The 20,292-nt window shown below is 62.2% G+C and carries 25 protein-coding genes; 15 read left to right on the forward strand and 10 right to left on the reverse strand.

Features of this window, described 5'->3' with window-relative positions; genetic code table 11:
• Window positions 1–85: 85 nt before the first annotated feature.
• Window positions 86–1,063, reverse strand: coding sequence for a Bug family tripartite tricarboxylate transporter substrate binding protein (locus CIT31_RS21180; RefSeq protein WP_095520239.1), 978 nt, complete (start codon window positions 1,061–1,063; stop codon window positions 86–88).
• A 192-nt stretch (window positions 1,064–1,255) separates the two neighbouring features.
• Between CIT31_RS21180 and CIT31_RS21185 the strand changes: the two genes are divergently transcribed.
• The gene (locus CIT31_RS21185; RefSeq protein ID WP_084831605.1) at window positions 1,256–2,047 is read left to right on the forward strand and encodes an IclR family transcriptional regulator; all 792 of its coding nucleotides are present in this window, start codon (window positions 1,256–1,258) and stop codon (window positions 2,045–2,047) included.
• Window positions 2,048–2,076: 29 nt separating this feature from the next.
• Here the strand turns inward: CIT31_RS21185 and CIT31_RS21190 are convergent, their stop codons facing one another.
• Window positions 2,077–2,616 (reverse strand): GNAT family N-acetyltransferase, encoded by a 540-nt coding sequence (locus tag CIT31_RS21190; protein WP_095520240.1) that lies wholly within the window; start codon window positions 2,614–2,616, stop codon window positions 2,077–2,079.
• 254 nt (window positions 2,617–2,870) lie between these two features.
• On the opposite strand from CIT31_RS21190, the gene CIT31_RS21195 reads away from it, so the two are divergent.
• A complete protein-coding gene (locus CIT31_RS21195) occupies window positions 2,871–3,326 on the forward strand; it encodes a DUF2214 family protein (RefSeq protein ID WP_095520241.1) in 456 nt (151 codons plus the stop codon).
• On the opposite strand, the gene nth is transcribed toward CIT31_RS21195, so the two are convergent.
• Entirely contained in the window at window positions 3,320–4,117 is a 798-nt protein-coding gene (gene nth, locus CIT31_RS21200; RefSeq protein WP_095520242.1) for an endonuclease III, read from the reverse strand. The two genes, CIT31_RS21195 and nth, sit on opposite strands and share 7 nt — an antisense overlap.
• A gap of 22 nt (window positions 4,118–4,139) precedes the next feature.
• On the opposite strand from nth, the gene CIT31_RS21205 reads away from it, so the two are divergent.
• The 7 genes from CIT31_RS21205 to CIT31_RS21235 all read left to right on the forward strand — a co-directional run bounded on the left by CIT31_RS21205 (window position 4,140) and on the right by CIT31_RS21235 (window position 9,850).
• Entirely contained in the window at window positions 4,140–4,634 is a 495-nt protein-coding gene (locus CIT31_RS21205) for a DUF2244 domain-containing protein (protein ID WP_095520243.1), read from the forward strand.
• A 235-nt stretch (window positions 4,635–4,869) separates the two neighbouring features.
• Window positions 4,870–5,763 (forward strand): methylated-DNA--[protein]-cysteine S-methyltransferase, encoded by an 894-nt coding sequence (locus CIT31_RS21210; RefSeq protein ID WP_095520333.1) that lies wholly within the window; start codon window positions 4,870–4,872, stop codon window positions 5,761–5,763.
• Between the two features lie 204 nt (window positions 5,764–5,967).
• Window positions 5,968–6,879, forward strand: coding sequence for a ribokinase (locus CIT31_RS21215; protein WP_095520244.1), 912 nt, complete (start codon window positions 5,968–5,970; stop codon window positions 6,877–6,879).
• A 5-nt stretch (window positions 6,880–6,884) separates the two neighbouring features.
• Window positions 6,885–8,333 carry an amidase gene (locus CIT31_RS21220; protein ID WP_095520334.1) on the forward strand — a complete coding sequence of 483 codons (1,449 nt, stop codon included), beginning with the start codon at window positions 6,885–6,887 and terminating at the stop codon, window positions 8,331–8,333.
• Window positions 8,334–8,443: 110 nt separating this feature from the next.
• On the forward strand, window positions 8,444–9,058 hold the full coding sequence (locus tag CIT31_RS21225; protein ID WP_095520335.1) for a LysE family translocator: 615 nt from the start codon (window positions 8,444–8,446) through the stop codon (window positions 9,056–9,058).
• 127 nt (window positions 9,059–9,185) lie between these two features.
• The gene (locus tag CIT31_RS21230) at window positions 9,186–9,476 is read left to right on the forward strand and encodes a hypothetical protein (RefSeq protein ID WP_245316423.1); all 291 of its coding nucleotides are present in this window, start codon (window positions 9,186–9,188) and stop codon (window positions 9,474–9,476) included.
• Between the two features lie 5 nt (window positions 9,477–9,481).
• Window positions 9,482–9,850, forward strand: coding sequence for a hypothetical protein (locus CIT31_RS21235; RefSeq protein ID WP_095520246.1), 369 nt, complete (start codon window positions 9,482–9,484; stop codon window positions 9,848–9,850).
• Between the two features lie 10 nt (window positions 9,851–9,860).
• Here CIT31_RS21235 and CIT31_RS21240 read toward each other — a convergent pair whose 3' ends face one another.
• On the reverse strand, window positions 9,861–10,802 hold the full coding sequence (locus CIT31_RS21240; protein ID WP_065010133.1) for a nucleoside hydrolase: 942 nt from the start codon (window positions 10,800–10,802) through the stop codon (window positions 9,861–9,863).
• 143 nt (window positions 10,803–10,945) lie between these two features.
• Here CIT31_RS21240 and CIT31_RS21245 point away from each other — a divergent pair, with 143 nt between their 5' ends.
• Complete coding sequence (locus CIT31_RS21245) at window positions 10,946–11,371, forward strand: Hsp20 family protein (RefSeq protein ID WP_065010134.1); 426 nt, start codon at window positions 10,946–10,948, stop codon at window positions 11,369–11,371.
• Between the two features lie 167 nt (window positions 11,372–11,538).
• Entirely contained in the window at window positions 11,539–11,796 is a 258-nt protein-coding gene (locus CIT31_RS21250; RefSeq protein ID WP_029348168.1) for a BQ00720 family protein, read from the forward strand.
• Window positions 11,797–11,873: 77 nt separating this feature from the next.
• Here the strand turns inward: CIT31_RS21250 and ptsN are convergent, their stop codons facing one another.
• The 6 genes from ptsN to lptC all read right to left on the reverse strand — a co-directional run bounded on the left by ptsN (window position 11,874) and on the right by lptC (window position 17,129).
• The gene (gene ptsN / locus CIT31_RS21255; protein WP_023797448.1) at window positions 11,874–12,338 is read right to left on the reverse strand and encodes a PTS IIA-like nitrogen regulatory protein PtsN; all 465 of its coding nucleotides are present in this window, start codon (window positions 12,336–12,338) and stop codon (window positions 11,874–11,876) included.
• An 84-nt stretch (window positions 12,339–12,422) separates the two neighbouring features.
• Window positions 12,423–13,007, reverse strand: coding sequence for a ribosome hibernation-promoting factor, HPF/YfiA family (gene hpf, locus CIT31_RS21260; RefSeq protein ID WP_065010135.1), 585 nt, complete (start codon window positions 13,005–13,007; stop codon window positions 12,423–12,425).
• Between the two features lie 268 nt (window positions 13,008–13,275).
• The gene (rpoN, locus tag CIT31_RS21265) at window positions 13,276–14,802 is read right to left on the reverse strand and encodes an RNA polymerase factor sigma-54 (RefSeq protein WP_095520247.1); all 1,527 of its coding nucleotides are present in this window, start codon (window positions 14,800–14,802) and stop codon (window positions 13,276–13,278) included.
• 191 nt (window positions 14,803–14,993) lie between these two features.
• Window positions 14,994–15,812: an LPS export ABC transporter ATP-binding protein gene (gene lptB, locus CIT31_RS21270; RefSeq protein ID WP_095520248.1), complete on the reverse strand. Its 819-nt coding sequence runs from the start codon at window positions 15,810–15,812 to the stop codon at window positions 14,994–14,996.
• Window positions 15,812–16,429, reverse strand: coding sequence for an LptA/OstA family protein (locus tag CIT31_RS21275; protein WP_095520249.1), 618 nt, complete (start codon window positions 16,427–16,429; stop codon window positions 15,812–15,814). Before CIT31_RS21275 ends, lptB begins: the two co-directional genes overlap by 1 nt.
• On the reverse strand, window positions 16,416–17,129 hold the full coding sequence (gene lptC, locus CIT31_RS21280) for an LPS export ABC transporter periplasmic protein LptC (protein WP_095520250.1): 714 nt from the start codon (window positions 17,127–17,129) through the stop codon (window positions 16,416–16,418). Before lptC ends, CIT31_RS21275 begins: the two co-directional genes overlap by 14 nt.
• Window positions 17,130–17,447: 318 nt before the next feature.
• Here lptC and sppA point away from each other — a divergent pair, with 318 nt between their 5' ends.
• The 4 genes from sppA (at window position 17,448) to lhpI (ending at window position 20,240) form a co-directional block, all read left to right on the forward strand.
• The gene (gene sppA / locus CIT31_RS21285; protein WP_095520336.1) at window positions 17,448–18,401 is read left to right on the forward strand and encodes a signal peptide peptidase SppA; all 954 of its coding nucleotides are present in this window, start codon (window positions 17,448–17,450) and stop codon (window positions 18,399–18,401) included.
• 70 nt (window positions 18,402–18,471) lie between these two features.
• Window positions 18,472–18,756 (forward strand): integration host factor subunit beta, encoded by a 285-nt coding sequence (locus CIT31_RS21290; protein WP_006200394.1) that lies wholly within the window; start codon window positions 18,472–18,474, stop codon window positions 18,754–18,756.
• Between the two features lie 76 nt (window positions 18,757–18,832).
• Entirely contained in the window at window positions 18,833–19,165 is a 333-nt protein-coding gene (locus CIT31_RS21295; protein WP_029348180.1) for a LapA family protein, read from the forward strand.
• Between the two features lie 94 nt (window positions 19,166–19,259).
• Complete coding sequence (gene lhpI, locus CIT31_RS21300; protein WP_095520337.1) at window positions 19,260–20,240, forward strand: bifunctional Delta(1)-pyrroline-2-carboxylate/Delta(1)-piperideine-2-carboxylate reductase; 981 nt, start codon at window positions 19,260–19,262, stop codon at window positions 20,238–20,240.
• Window positions 20,241–20,292: the final 52 nt, after the last annotated feature.

Genomic DNA, 20,292 nt, shown 5'->3' on the forward strand with positions numbered 1-20,292 from the left:
GCAGTTTCACTCGCGCTGGATCGCATGTCCATGCGGCTGGCGAACTTCGGAGAGGGGCAGTGCAGACCGCCCCTCTCCGAGCACATCAGGCAAGGCCGAGGTCCTTGAGGATGGCTGCGATCCGGGTCGTGTCTTCGGCGAGAAATTTCGCATAGGCATCGCCGGTGAGCAGGATTTGCGTCCAGTTCCGGTTTTTGCATTCGGTGGCCCAGGCATCGCTTTTGGCCATGGTCTCGACCAGCGTGATCATCGCCGCCTTGTCGGCGTCGGAAACGCCCGGCGGTGCGAAGACGCCGCGCCAGTTGAACAATTCGACATCGATGCCGGCTTCCTTCAGCGTCGGTGCGTCGATGCCTTCCTGGCGCTTGTCCGCGGAAATGGCGAGCAGCCGAAGCGCGCCTGCCTTGACCTGTTCGGAGAACTCGCCGTAGCCGGAAATGCCGGCCGCGACCTGGTTGCCGAGAAGCGCCGACAGCGCCTCGCCGCCGCCGGCGAACGGCACGTAGGAGAGGTTGGCTGCCGGGACACCGGCCGTTTTCGCGATAAGGCCGAACAATATATGGTCCGAGCCGCCGGCCGAACCGCCAGCCACCGGAACCTTGGTCGGATCGGCCTTCAGGGCGGCGACGAAATCCGCTGCGGTCTTGAACGGCGAGGCCGCCGGCACCACAAGCGCCTCGAATTCGCCGGTGAGGCGGGCAATCGGCGTGACTTCCGTGAGATTGTTGGCGGATTTGTTGGCGATGATGGCGCCAACCATGACCATGCCGGCAACCATCAGCGAATTGCCCTTGCCGTTCCACTGGCTGATGAATTGCGGCAGGCCGACTGTGCCGCCGGCGCCGCCGACATTGGTGATCTGCGAACCGGAGATCAGCTTCTCACTGCGCAGCACCTGGTCCATCGTGCGCGCCGTCTGATCCCAGCCGCCGCCGGGCGCTGCCGGCACGAAGATCTGGATCTGCGGTGCGTCCTGCGCGAAAGCGGGCGAGAGATGCAACGCTGCGAAGCCGGCAGCGCCGGCGGCAGCGGTGCTCGTTAAAAATCTGCGTCTGTTCAGCATGGGATTCCTCCAATCACGACACCTCCTCTGGTGCCTGCCAGCAACGTAGCCTGAATTCAGACCCGCTCGACGAAAATTCATGCAGTCTTTGCCTCGTTCTGTCAACCGGAATGGCATTCTACTGGACAGAACTATCTGCATGCGGCACAATTGCTCCGATCGGCCCTTCTGTCCAACTGGGAACGGAACGACGTGGTCAAGCAGATAACCGTAACACAATCCGAGCCTGCGTCGACCAACGGCGTTGCCGCGCTCGATCGTGCGATTGCCATCCTCGATGCTTTCGCTACTGCCGACCGGTCGCTTAGCTTGGCCGAAATCGCGGCGCGGACCGGCCTCTACAAGAGCACGATCCTGAGGCTGGCCAACTCATTGCTGCGCGGGCAGTTGCTGGAGCGTCTCGACGATGGCCGCTACCGTGTCGGCCCTGCCACCTTCCGGCTGGGTGCCCTATACCAGCGTTCGGTTGTAGCGATCGACATTCTGCTGCCGATCATGCGCGATCTGGCCGAGCGAAGTTGGGAAAGCGTCGCTTTCTATGTCCGTTCGGGCGACGTGCGCACCTGTCTCTACCGCGTCGAGTCCAAGCATCCCATCCGCTACACCATACGGGAAGGCGACGTCCTGCCGTTGCTGGCCGGTTCGGGCGGCCGCGTGCTTGCGGCGTTTTCCGGTCAGCAGGGCGAGCCTTACGAGACGATCCGCAAAACCTACCATTGTTTGTCGGTCGGCGACCGCGACCCCGAGACGGCCGGCGTCTCGGCACCGGTGTTCGGGCCGGGCCCCACCTTGCTCGGGGCATTGACGCTGTCCGGCCCGAGCACGCGCGTCGACGCGGCCTTTCTCCAGCGCATGAAAAACCCGCTGATCGAGGCAGCCGCGCGCGCCACCCGCGCTTTCGGCGAAGACGCCTCGATGCTCGAACAGGCGGCCCGCAAAGCCGGTGCCGAGACGGAAGGCGTAAAAAGCCTCGATTCGGCCTGACAAGAACCACAAGATGACAGGCAGCATCCTCAAGCCTGCCGTTCCAGCAGGATCGTCGCATCGTCGTGATAGGTGGTCCGCAGCACCTCCCTGTAGCCGCATTTTGCCGCGATGTTCAATGACGCGGTGTTTTCCGGATCGATGATGCAGACGGTCCTTGCGCGCCCGAATGCCTCGTCGCCCCAGGCGAGAACCCGTCCGACGACTTCGCTGGCGAACCCTTTGCCATGTGCGCTCGGGGCCAATGCCCAACCGGCTTCCGGAACGCCTTCGATCGACGGCACCATGTCGCGCTTCAGATCGTGAAAGCCGGCCTCGCCGATGAAGCGGCCGGATGCCTTGTCCTCGATCGCCCAAAAGCCGTAGCCCAGCAGCGACCACAGGCCGGCATGACGCAGGAAGCGCATCCAGCTTTCCTCCCGAGTGCGCGGCTTGCCGCCGATGAAGCGAGTGACGGCCGGATCGGCCCACATGGCGACATAGGTATCAAAATCGTCGAGCTGGTGTGGTCGCAGCACGGTGCGCGGCGTTTCAATGACGGGAGCGACGAGCGCCTGTGGATTGATCATGTGTCATGCCTCAGTTGCGTTTGCCTGTGCTTAGTGCATGTCGCCCAGGAAGCCTGCCCACTTGGGCTTGACCGAGGATGCTCGGCGGTTTTGGGAAAAACGATATGCGACAGAGATCCAAATTGCCTGCACCAGACAAGAGCCAAAGCCTGTGCAGATCATCTTCCAGTCCAATGTGAATCCTGCCCAGCGGTGCTACTTTTACCAGCAGCTGATTCAGCGTCCGCTGTGCCATCCGACGGAGGGAAAAGGGCATGGATACCACCGATCTTCTGCTTGCCATCTTTCATCATCTGCTGGTGTTTTCGCTGGCGGGCATCATCGGCGCCGAATTTGTCTTGATCCGCGGCGATCTGCCCGCCGCGACGCTCCGGCGGCTTGTCGGCATCGATCGCCATTATGGCATCATCGCCATGCTGATCATCGTCGTCGGCATCGGCCGCGTCATCTTCGGCCTGAAGGGCTGGGAATTCTACGTCTACAACTGGGTGTTCTGGGCAAAGATGGCGGCCTTCGTCACCGTCGGCCTGTTGTCGATTATCCCGACGGTCCGCTTTGTTTCCTGGAACAGGCAGGCCTCGGCCAGCCCCGGTTTTCAAGTGCCGGCGGCGCAACTTGCATCCGTTCGAACTTATGTCCGCGCCGAAGCTTTCATTTTCCTGCTGATCCCGGTCTTCGCCGCGGCGATGGCGCGCGGCTACGGCTACTGAATTTCGCCTACGGGTTCGAGCGGCGCAATTTCGACCAGCGGCGCCGGAACACTATTCGTCTTCTCCTCGGCCTTGCAGATGTCGGCGATTACACAGAGCGGGCAATCCGGCTTGCGCGCCTTGCAGACATAGCGCCCATGCAGAATCAGCCAGTGATGCGCATGGCGCATATATTCGTCCGGAATGATCCTCAACAGCCCCTGCTCGACCTGCTCCGGCGTTTTGCCGGGCGCCAGTTCCAGCCGATTGCCGATGCGGAAGATATGCGTGTCGACCGCCATCGTGTGCTGGCCGAAGGCCATGTTGAGCACGACATTGGCGGTCTTGCGCCCGACGCCCGGGAGCTTGACCAGTTGGTCGCGGTCGTCAGGCACCTCGCCGCCATGGTCGCGGATCAGCGCTTCCGACAGCGCAATGACGTTCTTGGCCTTGTTGCGCCAAAGCCCGACGGTGCGGATATACTCGCCGACCTTGGCCTCGCCGAGCGCCAGCATCTTTTGCGGCGTGTCGGCGACCTTGAACAGCGCCCGCGTTGCTTTGTTGACGCCGACATCGGTCGCCTGTGCCGAAAGCACCACCGCCACCAGCAGCGTGAAGGCGTTGACATGTTCGAGCTCGCCCTTCGGCTCGGGCCGCTGAACGGAAAAGCGTCGGAAAATCTCGTGCACCTCGGCCGGGCTGTAGGAGGACCGCACCGGCCGGGCACGCGGTTTGGCGTTCGCGCCGTCGCGTCGGCCGGGGAGCGGTTCATTTTTGGGTGTAGAGGAATTTTTGGGCTTGGGGCTCGTCATTCCCTTCCTATAATATCCCGTCATGAGCGACACAAACGCCTCATTTGAGGCCGACGAGCCATTCTTCCAGGCGTTGCTGATACCGCATCGGTCGCTGGGCAAAACCGGCTTTGCCATCCTGATGGGCGCTCTGCTGTTCGGCTCGCTGGTGACCGGAGCGTTTTTCCTGTCGCGCGGTGCCTGGCCGGTGTTCGGCTTCCTCGGTTTCGACGTGATTGCCGTCTACATCGCCTTTCGCGCCAATTATCGTGCCGCCCGCGCCCGCGAGGAAGTGTGGGTCTCGCGCACCAGCCTCGACATCCGCAAGACCGCGCCGTCAGGCAAATCGGAAGCGCACCGCTTCAATCCGTTCTGGGCGCGTTTTTCGGTCGCCCGCCACGCCGAGATCGGCATCACCAGGATGGCGGTAGAAGCACAAGGGCAGAATGTGCCGATCGGCGGTTTCCTCAATCCCGACGACCGCGAGAGCTTTGCGTCAGCCTTTTCGCGCGCCTTGGCGACCGCGAAAGCGCGCTGAGCAAACCGCCTCGTCCGCGAAATGGTCTTTCAGCAGCGATTGAGGCCGTCTCCAGTGCCTTGTCAAGACGGTGATTAGCAGCGTCTCCTTCTCCTTGGGGAGATCACCTTTTAGCCAGCCATCATCGGCTCGTTTCCCGAAGCCAATTCCATCTGGGGAAGAGCGGCAAGAAGGCAAGTTTCGGGTGGTGATCGGCGCCGCGAAGGCCGATATTCACGGCCAAGGAGATAGTCCCATGAACGCCCAAATGCCTCTCAAGACGACAGCAGTCCTTCAGAAAGACATCACACCCGAAGGGGGTGACTACGAAGTTGTTCGGCGCGCGATCGAGAAGATCAGCCTTGACTACCGTGACCAGCCGTCGCTCGAAATACTGGCCGAGGAAGTCGGCGAGACGCCGACCGGCCTGCAGAAGCTCTTCACCCGCTGGGCCGGCCTGTCGCCCAAGGCCTTCCTCCAGGCTGTCACGCTAGACCACGCGCGCAAACTGCTCGATTCCGGCATGCCGCTGCTCGAGACCTCTTTCGAGGTCGGCATGTCAGGCCCCGGCCGGTTGCACGACCTTTTCGTCACTCACGAGGCGATGTCGCCGGGTGACTACAAGACCCGCGGCGCCGGGCTGACGATCCGATACGGCTACCACATCTCGCCCTTCGGCATTGCCCTGATCATGGTCACCGACCGTGGGCTTGCCGGCCTCGCCTTCAGCGATGCCGGCGGCGAGCGCGCGGCCTTTGCCGACATGTCCGCCCGCTGGCCAAACGCAACCTATGTCGAGGACATGGCCGCGACGGCGCCCTATGCCGCGCGCATCTTCGACCCGGCACTTTGGCGCGCCGACCAGCCGCTGCGCATCGTCTTGATCGGCACCGACTTTCAGGTCCGCGTCTGGGAGGCTCTGCTGCGCATTCCGATGGGCAAGGCCTGCACCTATTCCTCGATCGCCGCCCGCATCGGCGCACCGAGTGCCAGCCGGGCGGTGGGTGCCGCGGTCGGCGCCAATCCGATGTCCTTCGTGGTGCCGTGCCACCGGGCTCTCGGCAAATCAGGCGCGCTCACCGGCTACCACTGGGGCCTGACCCGCAAACGCGCCATCCTTGGCTGGGAAGCGGGACACGTTGGTTCTTGATGAAACGCCCATAGATTCGGGCGCCAGCGCACGAGTTCATCTCGCGCGGTCTGGCAAGCAGCGGCCTTACGGAGTAGCTTCCCGCGCAATTAGAGCGACGTGCGTCCATTCGGAAAGTACGCTCTAGCACTTTCTACGTATCGTGCTTTCCAAAAATCGACTCCGATTTTCGGAAAGCACGATGCGTCAGCAGGGAGGCACCACTTGATAATCGTTATCGGCTCGATCAACCTCGATCTAATCGCCAATGTCGACCGCTTGCCCGCACCGGGCGAGACGGTTCGGGGCTCCGGCTTCACCACCGCACCCGGCGGCAAGGGCGCCAACCAGGCGCTGGCCGCGGCGCGCGCCGGCGCCAAAGTGCGCATGGTCGGCGCGGTCGGCAAGGACAACTTCGCCAATGAAGCGCTGACGCTGCTGCGGGACGGCAAGATCGACCTTTCCGGTGTCGGCGAGACCTTCGCCTCGACCGGCACGGCATTGATCATGGTCGCCGACGACGGCGAGAACGTGATTGCCGTGGTGCCCGGCGCCAATGATTCGGTCGTGACAGGCGACCTTTCCAAGGCTTTCATGAAAAAGGGCGATGTCGTCCTGTTGCAGCAGGAGATCCCGCTTCAGACTGTCGAAGCAGCACTGGACGTCGCACGGGCGGCAGGCACGGTCACCGTGCTTAACACGGCACCATTCCGTGGCGAGGCGGCCGCCTTCCTCGGCAAGGCCGACTATGTCGTCGCAAATGAAACCGAATTCGACCTCTATGGCGAGGCGCTGTCGCTGAGCGGCCGTGATCGCCCGGCGCGGATGCGCGATTACGCCGGGAAGACCGGCCGCACAATCGTAGTCACGCTCGGCGGTGACGGCGTTCTGGCTGCCACGCCAGCCGATCTTCTGATGGTTCCGGCGCTGAAGATCACCCCTGTCGACACGGTCGGCGCCGGCGACACGTTTTGCGGCTACTTCGCCGCCGGGCTGTCATCCGGCCTGCCGCTCGATCAGGCGCTCGCCCGTGCCGCAGCCGCTGGTTCGCTGGCTTGCCTGAAACCCGGCGCCCAGCCGGCGATCCCGCTGGCGAAGGAAGTCGACGCGGCGCTACAAATTCCGCCAGCTAGGTGAAAGCCATGCGTCCGGCCACAAAACATGCCGTGCCGCCCGCCGGCAACATCTGCCGCCTGTCCGCCGTGGATCTTGCCGACGCGATCAGGCGCCGGCAGTTGTCGGTGCGCGAGGTGATGACGGCATTCCTCGACCGGATCGACGCCGTGAACCCGCTGGTCAACGCCATCGTCTCGCTGCGCGACCGTGCCGACACCCTGCAAGAGGCCGACACGGCGGACAGCCATCTAGCGCGAGGAGGAGATGCCGGATCGCTGTTCGGCCTGCCGATTGCGATAAAAGATCTTGCGCTGACAAAAGGCCTCAGGACCACTTTCGGGTCGCCGATCTTCGCCGATTTCGTTCCGCAGGAGGACGACTTCTTCGTCGAGCGCATCCGCAAGGCCGGCGCCATCATAATCGGCAAGACCAACGTTCCCGAATTCGGCCTTGGTTCCAACACCTACAACACCGTGTTCGGTCCGACGCTCAACGCTTTCGATCCGGCCCTGACCGCCGGCGGTTCGAGCGGCGGCGCGGCGGTCGCACTGGCGCTCGACATGGTGCCTGTCGCCGACGGCAGCGACTTTGGCGGCTCGCTGCGCAACCCGGCCGCCTATAACAATGTCTATGGCTTCCGTCCGTCGCAGGGACTTGTCCCGGCCGGCCCCGAGCTTGACGTCTTTCACGCGCAGATGGGAGTCGAAGGGCCGATGGGCCGCAACGTGCGCGACATGGCGCTGCTGCTCGACGAGCAGGCTGGCTACGACCCTCGCGCGCCGCTCTCACATCACAAGCTCGGCTCGTTCCTCGAAGGGCTTCGAACGCCGACGACCGGCGGCCGCATCGCCTGGTTCGGCGATCTTGGCGGCCATCTTCCGGTTGAACCCGGCATTCTACAGCTTTGCGAGGCCGCGCTCGGCCGATTCGCCGACGTATCCTTTCAGACCGAAGCGCTGGTACCGGATTTCAACTTCGAAGCGCTGTGGCAGGCCTTTGTGACGCTGCGCCAGGCGAGCAGCGGTTGTGCGCTCAAGGCCCATTACGACGATCCCCTGAAACGCAGTCTTCTGAAGCCGGAGGCCGTGTGGGAGGTGGAACACGCGCTTCAGCTCACGGCGCTGCAGATCCACGCCGCCACGGTGAGGCGCTCGTCCTGGCACAAAACCCTACTATCGCTCTTCGACCGCTTCGACCTCGTCGCATTGCCGACTGCGCAGATCTTCCCCTCCGAGGTCTCCACCCACTGGCCGACGCAAGTGGCCGGGCGTGCCATGGACAGCTATCACCGCTGGATGCAGGTTTCAGCGTTCGCCACGCTGGGCGGCTGCCCTGCGGTCAACGTACCGGCGGGCTTCGATGCCAGAGGCAGGCCGATGGGCTTGCAATTGATCGGACGGCCGCGCGGCGACATGGCCGTGCTGAGAGCGGCGGCGGCCTACGAGACGACGCTGCCATGGCAGGCCGGAGCCTAAAATCCAGGTCAGGGCTCCCAGCGACATGTGCTGCCGGCTTGCACCTGCGTTACTGTCATGCATTGATCACGGTCGGCCGCGTCGCAAGCCGCATACTGTCGAGGAAAACCATGTCGCTGGAACTCTACGCTACTTATGTCGTTGCCTGTATCGTCATTGTCCTGGTGCCTGGACCGACGGTCACTCTGATCATCGCCAACAGCATCCGCCATGGCTCCCGCGCCGGCCTCGCCAACGTCGCCGGCACGCAGGCCGGGCTGGCCATCATGATTGCCATTGTCGGCATCGGATTGACTTCGCTGATCGCGGGCATGGGCCATTGGTTCGAATGGGTCAGGCTGATCGGCGCTGCCTATCTGATCTGGATGGGTGTGCAGATGTTCCGCTCCAAGGGCAAGCTGAACGCCGACGGATCGGCGAAGACACCGCGCGGCGGCTTCTTCCTGCAAGGCCTGCTGGTGGCGATCAGCAATCCCAAGACGCTGGTGTTCTTCGGCGCCTTCTTTCCGCAGTTCGTCGCCCCTGAAGGTAACTACGCGTTGCAGATCCTCGTCATGGGTCTCACCGCACTGATCTTCGCCGCCGTGTCGGATTCGACCTTCGCGCTGGCCGCTGGCCGCGCCGGACGCCTGCTCTCGGCCGGCCGCATCAAGCTCATGTCCAGAATCAGCGGCAGTTTCCTGATCGGCGGCGGCCTGTGGCTGGCGTTTTCTAAGGCGAAGTAACGGCGGCCGAGAGCCGGGACGCAACCAGCGATCTCCTGGACAGGAAGGCCGATTGAAAGTCGGCCTTCTGTGCACCACATGAACCGATGGTTGGGGATTCATGCCGGTGCCATGGACTTTTGCGGATGTGAAAAGGCTCGCGATCGGCGTGATCCTGATCGCATCGTTGTTTCTGGCGTTGCTTGCCTTGGATCCGCACAAGTGGACGAATGACGCCAGCCCGATCCGCTCGGTCGAGCCAATCGGTGCCACGGTCAAAAGTGAGCATTGGGGCAAAGGCCAGAGTGTCTATATGCTGTTCGAGGACGGTTCATCTGTCTTCATCGACGACGATCGGCCGCATCTTATCGGTGCGCGTGTCGCCATAGAGCGCGTCACGCGCGACAACGGCTTCGTCTTCTACGGGTTTCCGGAGTGAACCGTATGGCAAGAGCGCGGCTGGCCCTCACCTTGCTAATACTGCGGGAAAATCTCCGGGGCATCGTCACCAGCCTTGTGGTCGGTGTCTGCATTCTGGCAATCGGCGCACTGATTGCAAGGCGGAGCAGCCCAATCATCGATGTGGAGTCGACGACTGGCACTGTGGTCAACGTTCTGAATGTTCCTCCGAGCCCCGAAGCGTGGATCGGAAGAGGTTTCCGTTATCAGTACGGAATCCGTCTCAACGAAAATGACCTCCTGGTATTCGTATATGGTAACGCAGCAATGCCGCGAGCGATCGGATCAGAAGTTGCGATCGAGCGGCGGTACCGTCTCAATGGCACCGAAACGTACCAATTGCTCGATGAGTGAGTGAGCGGCTCTAAAGCCGGCCAAGCCTTTCCAGCAGCAGCGCGAAAAACGCATCGTGGTCGATGTCGCGCATCACCATGGCGTTGTTCGGTCGCTTGGTCACGCCCCACCAGTCGATCACGGTCATGCCCATGGTGAGCTCCGAGGCGGTTTCCACGGTAACGTTGCAGTTGCGGCCCCTGAACAGCTCCGGCTTCAACAGGTAGGCGATGACGCAAGGGTCGTGCAGCGGTCCGCCATCGGTGCCGTATTTCTCTTCGTCGAAGCGCTCGAAGAATTCCAGCATCTCCGTCGTAGCTGTGCCGACTCTGGTGCCGAGCTTGCGGAAGGCCTGGGTGCGCTTGGCCGTGGTCAGCGCCTTGTGAGTGACGTCGAGCGGCATCATGACGATTGGGATGCCGGATTTGAACACGACATCGGCGGCATGCGGGTCGACATAAATGTTGAATTCGGCGGTCGGGGTTACATTGCCGCCTTCGAAGAAGCCGCCGCCCATCAGTACGATTTCCTTGATGCGCGGCGCGATCTTCGGCTCGCGGATCAGCGCCAGCGCTATGTTGGTGAGCGGCCCGAGCGCGCAGAGCGTGATCGTGCCGCTCTCTTCCTTCATCAGTGTCTCGACGATGAAATCGACGGCATACTGGTCCTGCAGCTTCATTGTCGGTTCGGGCAATTGCGGTCCATTGAGACCGGTCTCGCCATGCACCTCCTCGGCGGTGACCAGTTCACGCGCCAGCGGGCGGATGGCGCCGGCATAGACTTTGATGTCTGGCCTGCCGGCCAGTTCGCAGATCTTGCGTGCGTTCTTTTCGGTGAGCCTCAGCGGCACGTTGCCGGCAACGGCGGTCATTCCGACGATCTCCAGCTCGGCGCTGCCGAGTGCCAGCAAAATGGCGACGGCATCATCCTGGCCGGGATCCGTGTCGATGATGATCTTGCGGGATTCGGGCATTTCAGTTCCTTGTTTGGGGAGTCTTTTTGGGCGGGGCTTTTGACGGCTTGAACTTGACCGCGGGGCGGACCATATCAAGGCCATCGGGAAAAATGCCATCTGGGTTTTTCCACTTTATGTCGCTCTTGAGAGGACAGTGTAACATGAGCCGAATGACGCCTTTTTCTAGCCCGCTGCTCCTGGGTTTCGACGCCATGGAAAAGACCCTGGAACGTCTGGCGAAGTCGGGTGACAGCTACCCTCCCTACAACATCGAGCGCCTCAGCGGTGCCGACGGGAAGGCCGAAAGGCTGCGTATCACGCTCGCTGTCGCCGGTTTCGCCGAAAACGATCTCGATGTGACCACGGAGGAGAACCAGTTGGTCGTGCGCGGCCGTCAGAACGATGACACCGAGCGCGAATTCCTTCATCGCGGCATTGCCGCACGCCAGTTCCAGCGCTGTTTCGTGCTGGCCGACGGCATGCGGGTGATCGCGGCGGAGCTGAAGAACGGCCTTTTGGCGATCGATCTCGATCGGCCCGAATCCGAACGGATGGTACGGAAAATAAATATATCGGTGAAAGACTGATCCTTACCACTGCATCGGCCGGAAAATCGGAACCGATTTTCGGAAAGCATGATGCAGCAAATTGAAGTGTTAGAGCGTCCTTTGTGTGTGCAATTGGACACACGGCGCTCAAATGGCTCTCATGCGAGGCGGCCTTGAGCGGCGTCCTCGCGCCAAGGAGGCTTGAAATGACCAGAACTGACGAAAACCTCATCATGACCAGCGGCGAATTCGCCCATCTCGGCGAAGGCTCGGTCGCCTATCTCAGGAAAGTGTCGAGCGACGATCTGCGCGGCCGTTTCCCGGGCCTCGGCGAAATCGCGCCCGGCCTGGAACTGTGGGCCCTGTTTGCCGCCAATGGCCAGCCGATCCTGCTTTCAGACGCTCGTGACAGAGCGCTGGCTGGCGCCCTGGAGAACGACCTGACCCCTGTCCCCATCCACTAACAATACGGCGCAGCGATCTGATTGGAAACGGACAGGGCCGCTCACGGCGGCCCTTCAACGGATCTGATCAAAAAAGCTCAGGCTGCATGCGAGGCCTGCGTGTCCGACAAAAGCGCGTGGATCGCTGCGGCGTCGCGGGTGCCCCTTATCTTGGCCACCGTGTCGGCGTCGCGCAGCACCCGCGCGATGCGCGACAGCGCCTTGAGGTGGTCGGCGCCGGCGCCTTCGGGCGCCAAAAGCAGGAACACCAGATCGACCGGCTGGTCGTCCAGCGCCTCGAAATCGACCGGCGTCTCCAGCCGGGCGAAAACCCCGGCGATCCGCTTCACCCCCGCCAGCTTGCCATGCGGAATGGCAATGCCATTGCCGACACCGGTCGAGCCCAGCCGTTCACGCTGCAGGATGGTGTCGAACACCTCCCGTTCCGGAATGCCGGCAATCGCCGCAGCCCTTTCGGACAGCATTTGCAGCAGTTGCTTCTTGGAGTTCGCCTTCAACGCCGGCAAGATTGCCGGAACGTTGATGAGATCGCTCAGATCCATACTTGAAATCCCTCGTTCGCCTACCGTCGCCAGCCCTCACTCTCGCGTGCGGCTTGGTGCTTTATCCCAGTGCGGCCTTGGCCGTCATCCCTGCGCGACCTTGGTCGTAGACGGGTCGATCCAGCCGATATTTCCGTCCGGCCGGCGATAGACGATATTGAGATGCTCGGTTCCGGCATTGCGGAAGACGAGAACCGGGCTGTCCTTGGTGTCGAGCTCGATCACGGCTGACGCCACCGACATGGTCCGCAGCGTCATGGTTGATTCGGCGACGATGGCTGGCGCGAAATTCTCCGGTATTTCCTCGTCGTCGTCGGCAAGCGGCGCCATCACCGTATAGGCGATGTCGGTGAGCTCGCCGTTGGCATTGCCTGAATTATGTGACTTCAGCCGACGCTTGTAGCGCCGAAGGCGGGTTTCGAGGCGATCCGCCGCCGCCTCGAAAGCGAGCGTCGGGTCCTGGGCTTCACCGGTCGCCTGCAGCGAAGCGCCGGAATCCAGCCGGATCATGCAATCGGCCGTGTAGCGCGACCCCGATTTGACGACTACAATTTGCCCTGAAAAGCCCCGATCGAAATATTTCCCGATCACTTCTCCGACACGGTCGTTGATGCGCGTACGGAACGCATCGCCGATGTCCATGTGTTTTCCTGATATGCGCAGTGTCATCTGAAAACTGACCTTCCTTGCTCAGGCTTCAAACTGTCCCGAGTTTATACCCGTGGTCTGTGCGCACAAGCTTTGCGGCGTCACTTGCGCCGATTTTAAATCCGAACTTTCCGGTTGATCACAAGCCGCCTTCTTTGACCGTCCCGTGGCCAACGTCGTGACGGACCATCCGCATGCGGGCAGTAGCCCGTCCCATGCGGGCGGGCTTCTAGCCACTTCATTGCGGCTTGTCAATGAAGCGCGAAAGTTGTGGAAATTCCGTCGGAGATCAACGTCCGGCGCTGGCCAAAGCGCGTTTTTCACGCCGCCGCTGCACCGACGAGGGAATATTCATGCCCTCCCGATACTTGGCGACCGTGCGCCTGGCGATATCGACGCCACTTTCCCGCAACATATCCACAATCGCGTCGTCGGAAAGCACGTCGGCAGGTTTCTCCTCATCGATCAACTGCTTGATGCGGTCGCGCACCGCTTCAGACGAATGCGCATCGCCGCCACCCGACGAAGCGATCGAGGCGGTGAAGAAATAGCGCAGTTCGAACACGCCGCGCGGCGTCAGCATGTATTTGTTGGCGGTGACCCGGCTGACGGTCGATTCGTGCATGCCGATGGCGTCGGCCACCGTGCGCAGGTTGAGCGGCTTCAGGTGACGCACGCCATGGATGAGGAAGGCGTCCTGCTGGCGCACGATTTCTGAGGCAACCTTAAGAATGGTCTTTGCCCGCTGGTCGAGGCTGCGCGTCAGCCAGTTGGCGTTTTGCAGGCATTCCGCCAGGAAATCCTTTTCCGTCTGGTTTTTCGCATGCGGTGAAACCTGGGCGAAATAGATATGGTCGACCAGCACGCGCGGCAGCGTTTCGGGGTTGAGTTCGATCACCCAGCTTCCGTCATTAGCCGCCCGCACTTCGACATCGGCGATGATCGCGTCGCTGGCGCCCGCCGAAAACGCCATGCCCGGGCGCGGATCGAGCGCACGTATCTCGGCCAGCATGTCGAGCAGATCCTCCTCGTCGACCCCACAAATCCGTTTCAGGGTCTGGAAATCGCGCCGCGCCAAGAGTTCGAGATTGGCGATCAAAGCCTTCATCGCCGGATCGAGCCGGTCGCGGACGGCAAGCTGCAGCGACAGGCATTCGGCGAGGTCGCGGGCAAAGATGCCGGCGGGCTCAAATGTCTGGCAGACCGCGAGCGCATTCGCCACCGCCGCTCGGTCGGTGCCGAGACGGGCGGCGATCTCGGCCATGTCGGCGCGCATATAGCCGGCCTCGTCGAGGCCATCGGCCAGTTCGCTGGCGATCAGGCGTGCTGCCGGGTCGGCGAAGGCAAGCGCGACCTGTTCGCCGACATGCTCGCGCAGCGTGATGGCGGCGGCCGCCATGTCTCCGACGTCGAAGCCGTCGGAAGAGGACGCGGAACCGTTGCCGGATGCCGACTTCCATTGAGCCGTCAGGTCGGGACCGAGCCGCTCGCTGCTGCCGGGGTCGTCGGGAAATAGGTTTTCAAGCGAAGTATCGAGCTTTTCCGAGATCGCCTCGGCGCTCCACGCCGTTTCCTTCTCGAACCAATCGCCGTCGGTGGCCGTTTCCGGCGCGGCATCGATCTTCTGCGCCTGGTCGCTGACGGGATCGTCCTGCGGCTCGGCGCGCTCGAGCAGAGGATTGCGCTCGATCTCGTCGTCAATGAAGCGTTCCAGCTCGATGTGGGTGAACTGCAGCAGCCGTATCGACTGCATGAGTTGCGGCGTCATCACCAGCGACTGGGATTGTCGTAGCTGTAGTTTTGCCGCCAACGCCATGGTTCGGTTTCAAACGCCCTGTCTACGCATCCGACTGCCGGAAGGAGTCGGGCATAGAAACTGGCCCGGCTTTTGCTTGTCAAGGCGACGGCGATCAAAACTCGCCTGTCGCTGCTTTATTTGGAAGAGAAATCGGAGAAAAAAAGGCTGGTCTCGCGCCAAAAATCGCGTTTCGAGGAGAATTTTCCCGCTTAGAGTGTAAATCCCTCACCGAGATAAAGCCGCCGCACATCCGGGTTTGCGACCACTTCGTCGGCCCGGCCATGGGTCAGCACCTGCCCGGCATGGATGATGTAGGCGCGGTCGATCAGGCCGAGCGTCTCGCGGACATTGTGATCGGTGATGAGCACGCCGATGCCACGCGCCGTCAGATGACGCACGAGTTGCTGGATATCGGCGACGGCGATCGGATCTATGCCAGCGAAAGGCTCGTCGAGCAGCATGTATGCGGGGCGGGTCGCCAGTGCGCGCGCGATTTCAAGGCGCCGCCGCTCGCCGCCGGAAAGCGACAGCGACGGGGCTTTGCGCAGATGGCTGATGTGAAACTCATCGAGCAGTTCGTCGAGACTGTGTTCGCGCTTTTTGCGGTTCTTTTCGACCACTTCGAGCACGGCACGGATGTTTTGCTCGACGCTCAAGCCGCGAAAGATCGACGCTTCCTGCGGAAGGTAGCCGATGCCGAGGCGGGCGCGGCGGTACATCGGCATCGAGGTGACATCGAAGCCGTCGATTTCGATTGTGCCTTCGTCGACCGGCACAAGGCCGGTGACCATGTAGAAGCAGGTCGTCTTGCCGGCGCCATTGGGACCGAGCAGTCCGACCGCCTCACCGGCGCGCACGCCGATCGTCACGCCGCTGACAACTTTGCGGCCCTTGTAGCTCTTGGTCAGGCCCTTGGCGATCAAGGTTCCCTTGAACTTTACCTGGTCGACGCTGACCGTGGTCGGTGCCGCAAGTTTGCTGGCGACGCGTCCTGGAAGACGCGCCATCAGCGATGCTACGTCGACCATCAGGGGTTCGCCGCTCCCGACTTCGCCGGCGGCGTGATCGACATCATGACGCGGCCCCCGCAGGCGTCGACCTGAGCCAGGCCGCTCTTCATCTGCACGGTGAGCTTACAGCCGACCAGTACATTGTCACCTTGCGAAAGCACGACCTTGCTGCCTGAAAGCACCAGCACTTCCGTCTTCATGTCGAAGGTGCCGCTGTCGCCGGTGGCGACCTGGTCGTCCGATTTGATATAGACCTTGTTGGCGACCTCCAGGCGGTCGATGTTGGCCGAGCCGGTCATCGCGGCACCTGCGGCCTGCGCATCCTTGGCGTCAGCGTCGGCATCCTTGACGTAATAGACCGTCATCTTGCCGGCCTTGAGCAAGGTCGGACCCTGGACGACGCTTACATTGCCTGTGAACACGGCGACGCTATCCGCCTGGCGGACCTCGAGCTTATCGCTTTCGATCTGGATGGGCTTGTCGCCGGACAGTTTGAGGCCCGACAGCTGGCTGGTGGCCTTGGACTGCGCCAGAGCCGGCGCCGTCCCCACCCCCAGGACCAGCCCCAAAGCCAACCCAAGGGCCGGCAACGCCGAAGCTGCGGCCACGAGCCGTGTCGAACTACTGAACCGCATTGGATTCTCCGCTCATTGCCTCTGCCGCCTTCAAGCTGGCGGGATCGATGTTGACACGCACTCTGTTCTCGAAAACCACGATCTTGCCGTTGTCATGGATCGACATCGACTCTGCGGTGATCCGCGACCCGCCGCGGCTGACGTCGACCGGATCGTTCGTCTTCATAGTGCCTTTGCCCATATCGAGAAAGACTGATTTGAACTTTGCCGCCAAGCCATCGGTGGTGGTTATGGTGACATCGCTGGTCAGGCTCATCGTGTTGCCATCGCGATTATAGGTGCCGTGCGAGGCATTGATGGCCGCCACATTGTCGGTCGATATCGGCAGCTTGGCGTCGATGCCCTCCAAGTTGATGATTCCTTGCTTGGTCACGTCCTGTATGGCGCGCAAGGCCGTCATGGAATAGGGCAGTTTCTGCTTGGTGAACCCGTTGAGCTTGGGATTGGCCATCACCAGCTTGCCATTGGCGAAGGCGCTGCCGTCGGCCTGGACCTGAATTGAGCCAGGCGCCGCGAGATAGGAATAGACCGGGAAGGCGACCGCGATCGCGGCAGCGGCCAGCGGCACCGCCAGCTTCAATATCCGCACGCGGCGCGAATGGCGCTGGGCAATGCCGAAGGCGTCGACCCGCGCTGGGCCTACGTCCGGGGGAGCCAACTCCGTCTCGGTGTTGGTCGGTTCAATCGGTCGCGCTAACATAACTGCTTTCTTTTAAACCCCTGCCGCCAAGCACCCCTATAGGTGGGATGCCGGCGCCCTCAAGCAAGCACAAGCGGAGGAAAACCGCAAAAGTGTGACGGTTGCTGTTGCACAAACGAAAATGAAACCGGCACAACTTGCATGTCATACCAGATACAGGCGGGCAGCGTTAGGGGCCTGTGGATTGGTCTTAACATCTCTTGAAACGCCGGTTCGCGAACGTCGAGACTTGTCTTTGGCGCAAGCTCGTCAGGAATCGGTAGCCGGGCGCGGATGGTTGCTTTAAAGCATCTGCTTCCACCGACTATGAGGCTGACCATGGCACTGAGAGCCGACGACCTGATCGACCGCCGCCGCTTGCGCCGCAAGCTGACATTCTGGCGCGTTGCAGCGCTTGTTGTCGCAGCAGCCGGGCTGATTGCCTTTTCGAGCTGGATTTACGGTGACGACTTCACCGGCACGGCGGTCGACCATATCGCCAAGGTCAAGATCGAGGGCACCATTACCGAAGACGAAGACCTGATCAAACAACTGGAGAACATCCGTCAATCCTCAAGGGTGAAAGCGGTGATCCTGTCGATCGATTCACCGGGCGGCACCACCGTCGGGGGCGAATCGATCTACGAGGCAGTTCGCAAGCTGGCCGCCGAGAAGCCGGTGGTGGCCGAGGTCGGCACGCTGGCCGCATCGGCGGGCTATATGATCGCCACCGCGGCCGATCATATTGTCGCGCGCAAATCGTCGATCGTCGGCTCGATAGGCGTGCTGATCCAGTATCCGGACGTCAGCGGCCTTATGGACAAGCTCGGCATCAAGCTCGAGGAAGTGAAATCCTCGCCGCTGAAAGCCTCGCCATCGCCTTTCAAGCCGACCAGTGACGACGAGCGCACCATGGTCCGCAAGCTCATCCTGGACAGCTACGACTGGTTCGTCGGCGTCGTCGCCGAGCGCCGCAACATGACCAAGCCGGAGGCGTTGGCCCTGGCCGACGGGTCGATCTTCACCGGCCGGCAGGCTGTTGCCAACAAATTGATCGACGCGGTCGGCGGCGAGACCGAAGCGATCGATTGGCTCGCGACCAAGGGCGTCGACGCCAAGCTCAAGGTGGTGGAGTGGAAGGACGCGGAAAGCAGCGGCTTCCTGTTCTCGAAAGCGATGGCGCGAACCATCGGCAGTGCGCTCGGCCTGCCCGACTATGGCGGCGAGATCATTCACGAACTTGGTGCCGACCGCTTGTTTCTTGACGGTCTCGTTTCCGTCTGGCACCCTTGAGACGAGTGAAAAAAGCAAATAAAATCATCCTCATAATTTTGACTGCTGTGTTTTCACGGGGAGCCTTCTCATGATCAAATCCGAACTTGTGCAGATCATCGCCACACGCAACCCGCACCTTTTTCTGCGCGACGTCGAAAACATCGTCGGCGCGATTTTCGACGAGATCACCGACGCGCTTGCCGAAGGCAACCGGGTCGAACTGCGCGGTTTCGGTGCTTTCTCGGTGAAAAACCGCCCCGCCCGCACCGGCCGCAACCCGCGCACCGGCGAATCCGTCGAGGTCGAGGAGAAATGGGTGCCGTTCTTCAAGACCGGCAAGGAATTGCGTGAAAGGCTGAACGGCGGCAAATAGGCGCCGCGCGAGCTCGTGCAGCGTGCCGGCCTTTTCAGTAGGCTTGCGGTAGAGCCCGCCTTCGACAGGAAATTCCATGTTCAATCGCCTCATGCTCATCGTGGTCTTCGTACCGCTGGCCGTCATTCTGATCGCGCTGGCGGTCGCCAATCGCGATCCGGTTGCCTTCACCCTGGATCCGTTCAACCCCGGCAATCCGGCGCTAACGATGACGCTGCCGCTTTTCATCTTCCTGTTCCTGGCTCTCGCCATCGGCATGATCGTCGGCAGCCTGGCGACTTGGGTCAAGCAGGGCCGCTATCGCAAGCTGGCGCGCCAGCGCGGCGTCGAGGCCGAAAACCTGCGCCAGGCAGTCAGCCGCGCACCGGCTGCGCCACAAGGCCCCGCCTTGCCCAAGCCGACCAGCTGAGCCAACACAGCGCCGCACGTCCTTTGGGACGCGCAAAGGACGCTGTACCATTTTCGGTTATGCGTTAGGCGTATTTCTCTCCATGGAGTTTCCCATGCTGACCATTTCGGCGGCCGAGGTCGATCAAGCGCTGACCTTTCCCGGCCTGGTGGAGACGCTGCGCGCGGCCTTTCGCGATGGCGCGGTACAACCGGTCAGGCATCACCATACGGTCGAACGGCCCGACGGCGCGGCCTCGACGCTGCTCCTGATGCCTGCCTGGACCGACTTCAATGCGGCCGGCACGTCGGCACGCGGCCATATCGGCGTCAAGATCGTCACGGTGTCGCCCGACAACAACACCGTAGGCAAACCCGCTGTGATGGGGCTTTACCTCCTGCTCGACGGCGCGACCGGCGAGCCTGAAGCCATGATCGATGGCCAGCGGCTGACGCAGTGGCGCACGGCCTGCGCCTCGGCGCTGGCCGCTTCCTATCTGGCCCGCGAGGACGCTGAGCGGCTGCTGGTGGTCGGCGCCGGCGCGCTGTCGCCGTTCCTCGCCAGGGCGCATTCAGCGGTGCGGCCGATCACCGCAATCCGCATCTGGAACCGCACACCGGCCAATGCCGAAAAGGCTGCGGCGGAATTGCGCGCCGAGGGCTTTGCGGCCACCGCCGCGAGCGATCTCGACGCCGAAATCGGCCAGGCCGACATCGTTTCGTCGGCGACCATCACGACCACGCCGCTGATCAAGGGCGCGCTGTTGAAGCCGGGCACCCATGTCGATCTGGTCGGCGGCTTCACGCCGGTCATGCGCGAAAGCGACGACGATGCGATTGCGCGTGCTCGCGTCTACGTCGATACCCGGGCAGGCGCCGCCAAGGAGGCGGGCGATATCGTCCAGCCGCTGGCCTCGGGCGTGCTGAAGCCGCAAGCCATCGTCGCCGACCTGCATGAATTGGCACGCGGCCAGAAGAAGGGCCGGCAGAGCCCCAGTGAGATCACGCTGTTCAAATCGGTCGGCGCAGCCCTCGAAGACCTCGCCGCCGGCATTGCGGTGTACAAGGCGCAGGGAAGTAGGGAAGTAGGGAAGTAGGGAAGTAGGGAAGTAGGGAAGTAGGGAAGTAGGGAAGTAGGGAAGTAGGGAA

It is taken from the genome of Mesorhizobium wenxiniae (assembly GCF_002284535.1).
Taxonomy (GTDB): domain Bacteria; phylum Pseudomonadota; class Alphaproteobacteria; order Rhizobiales; family Rhizobiaceae; genus Mesorhizobium; species Mesorhizobium wenxiniae.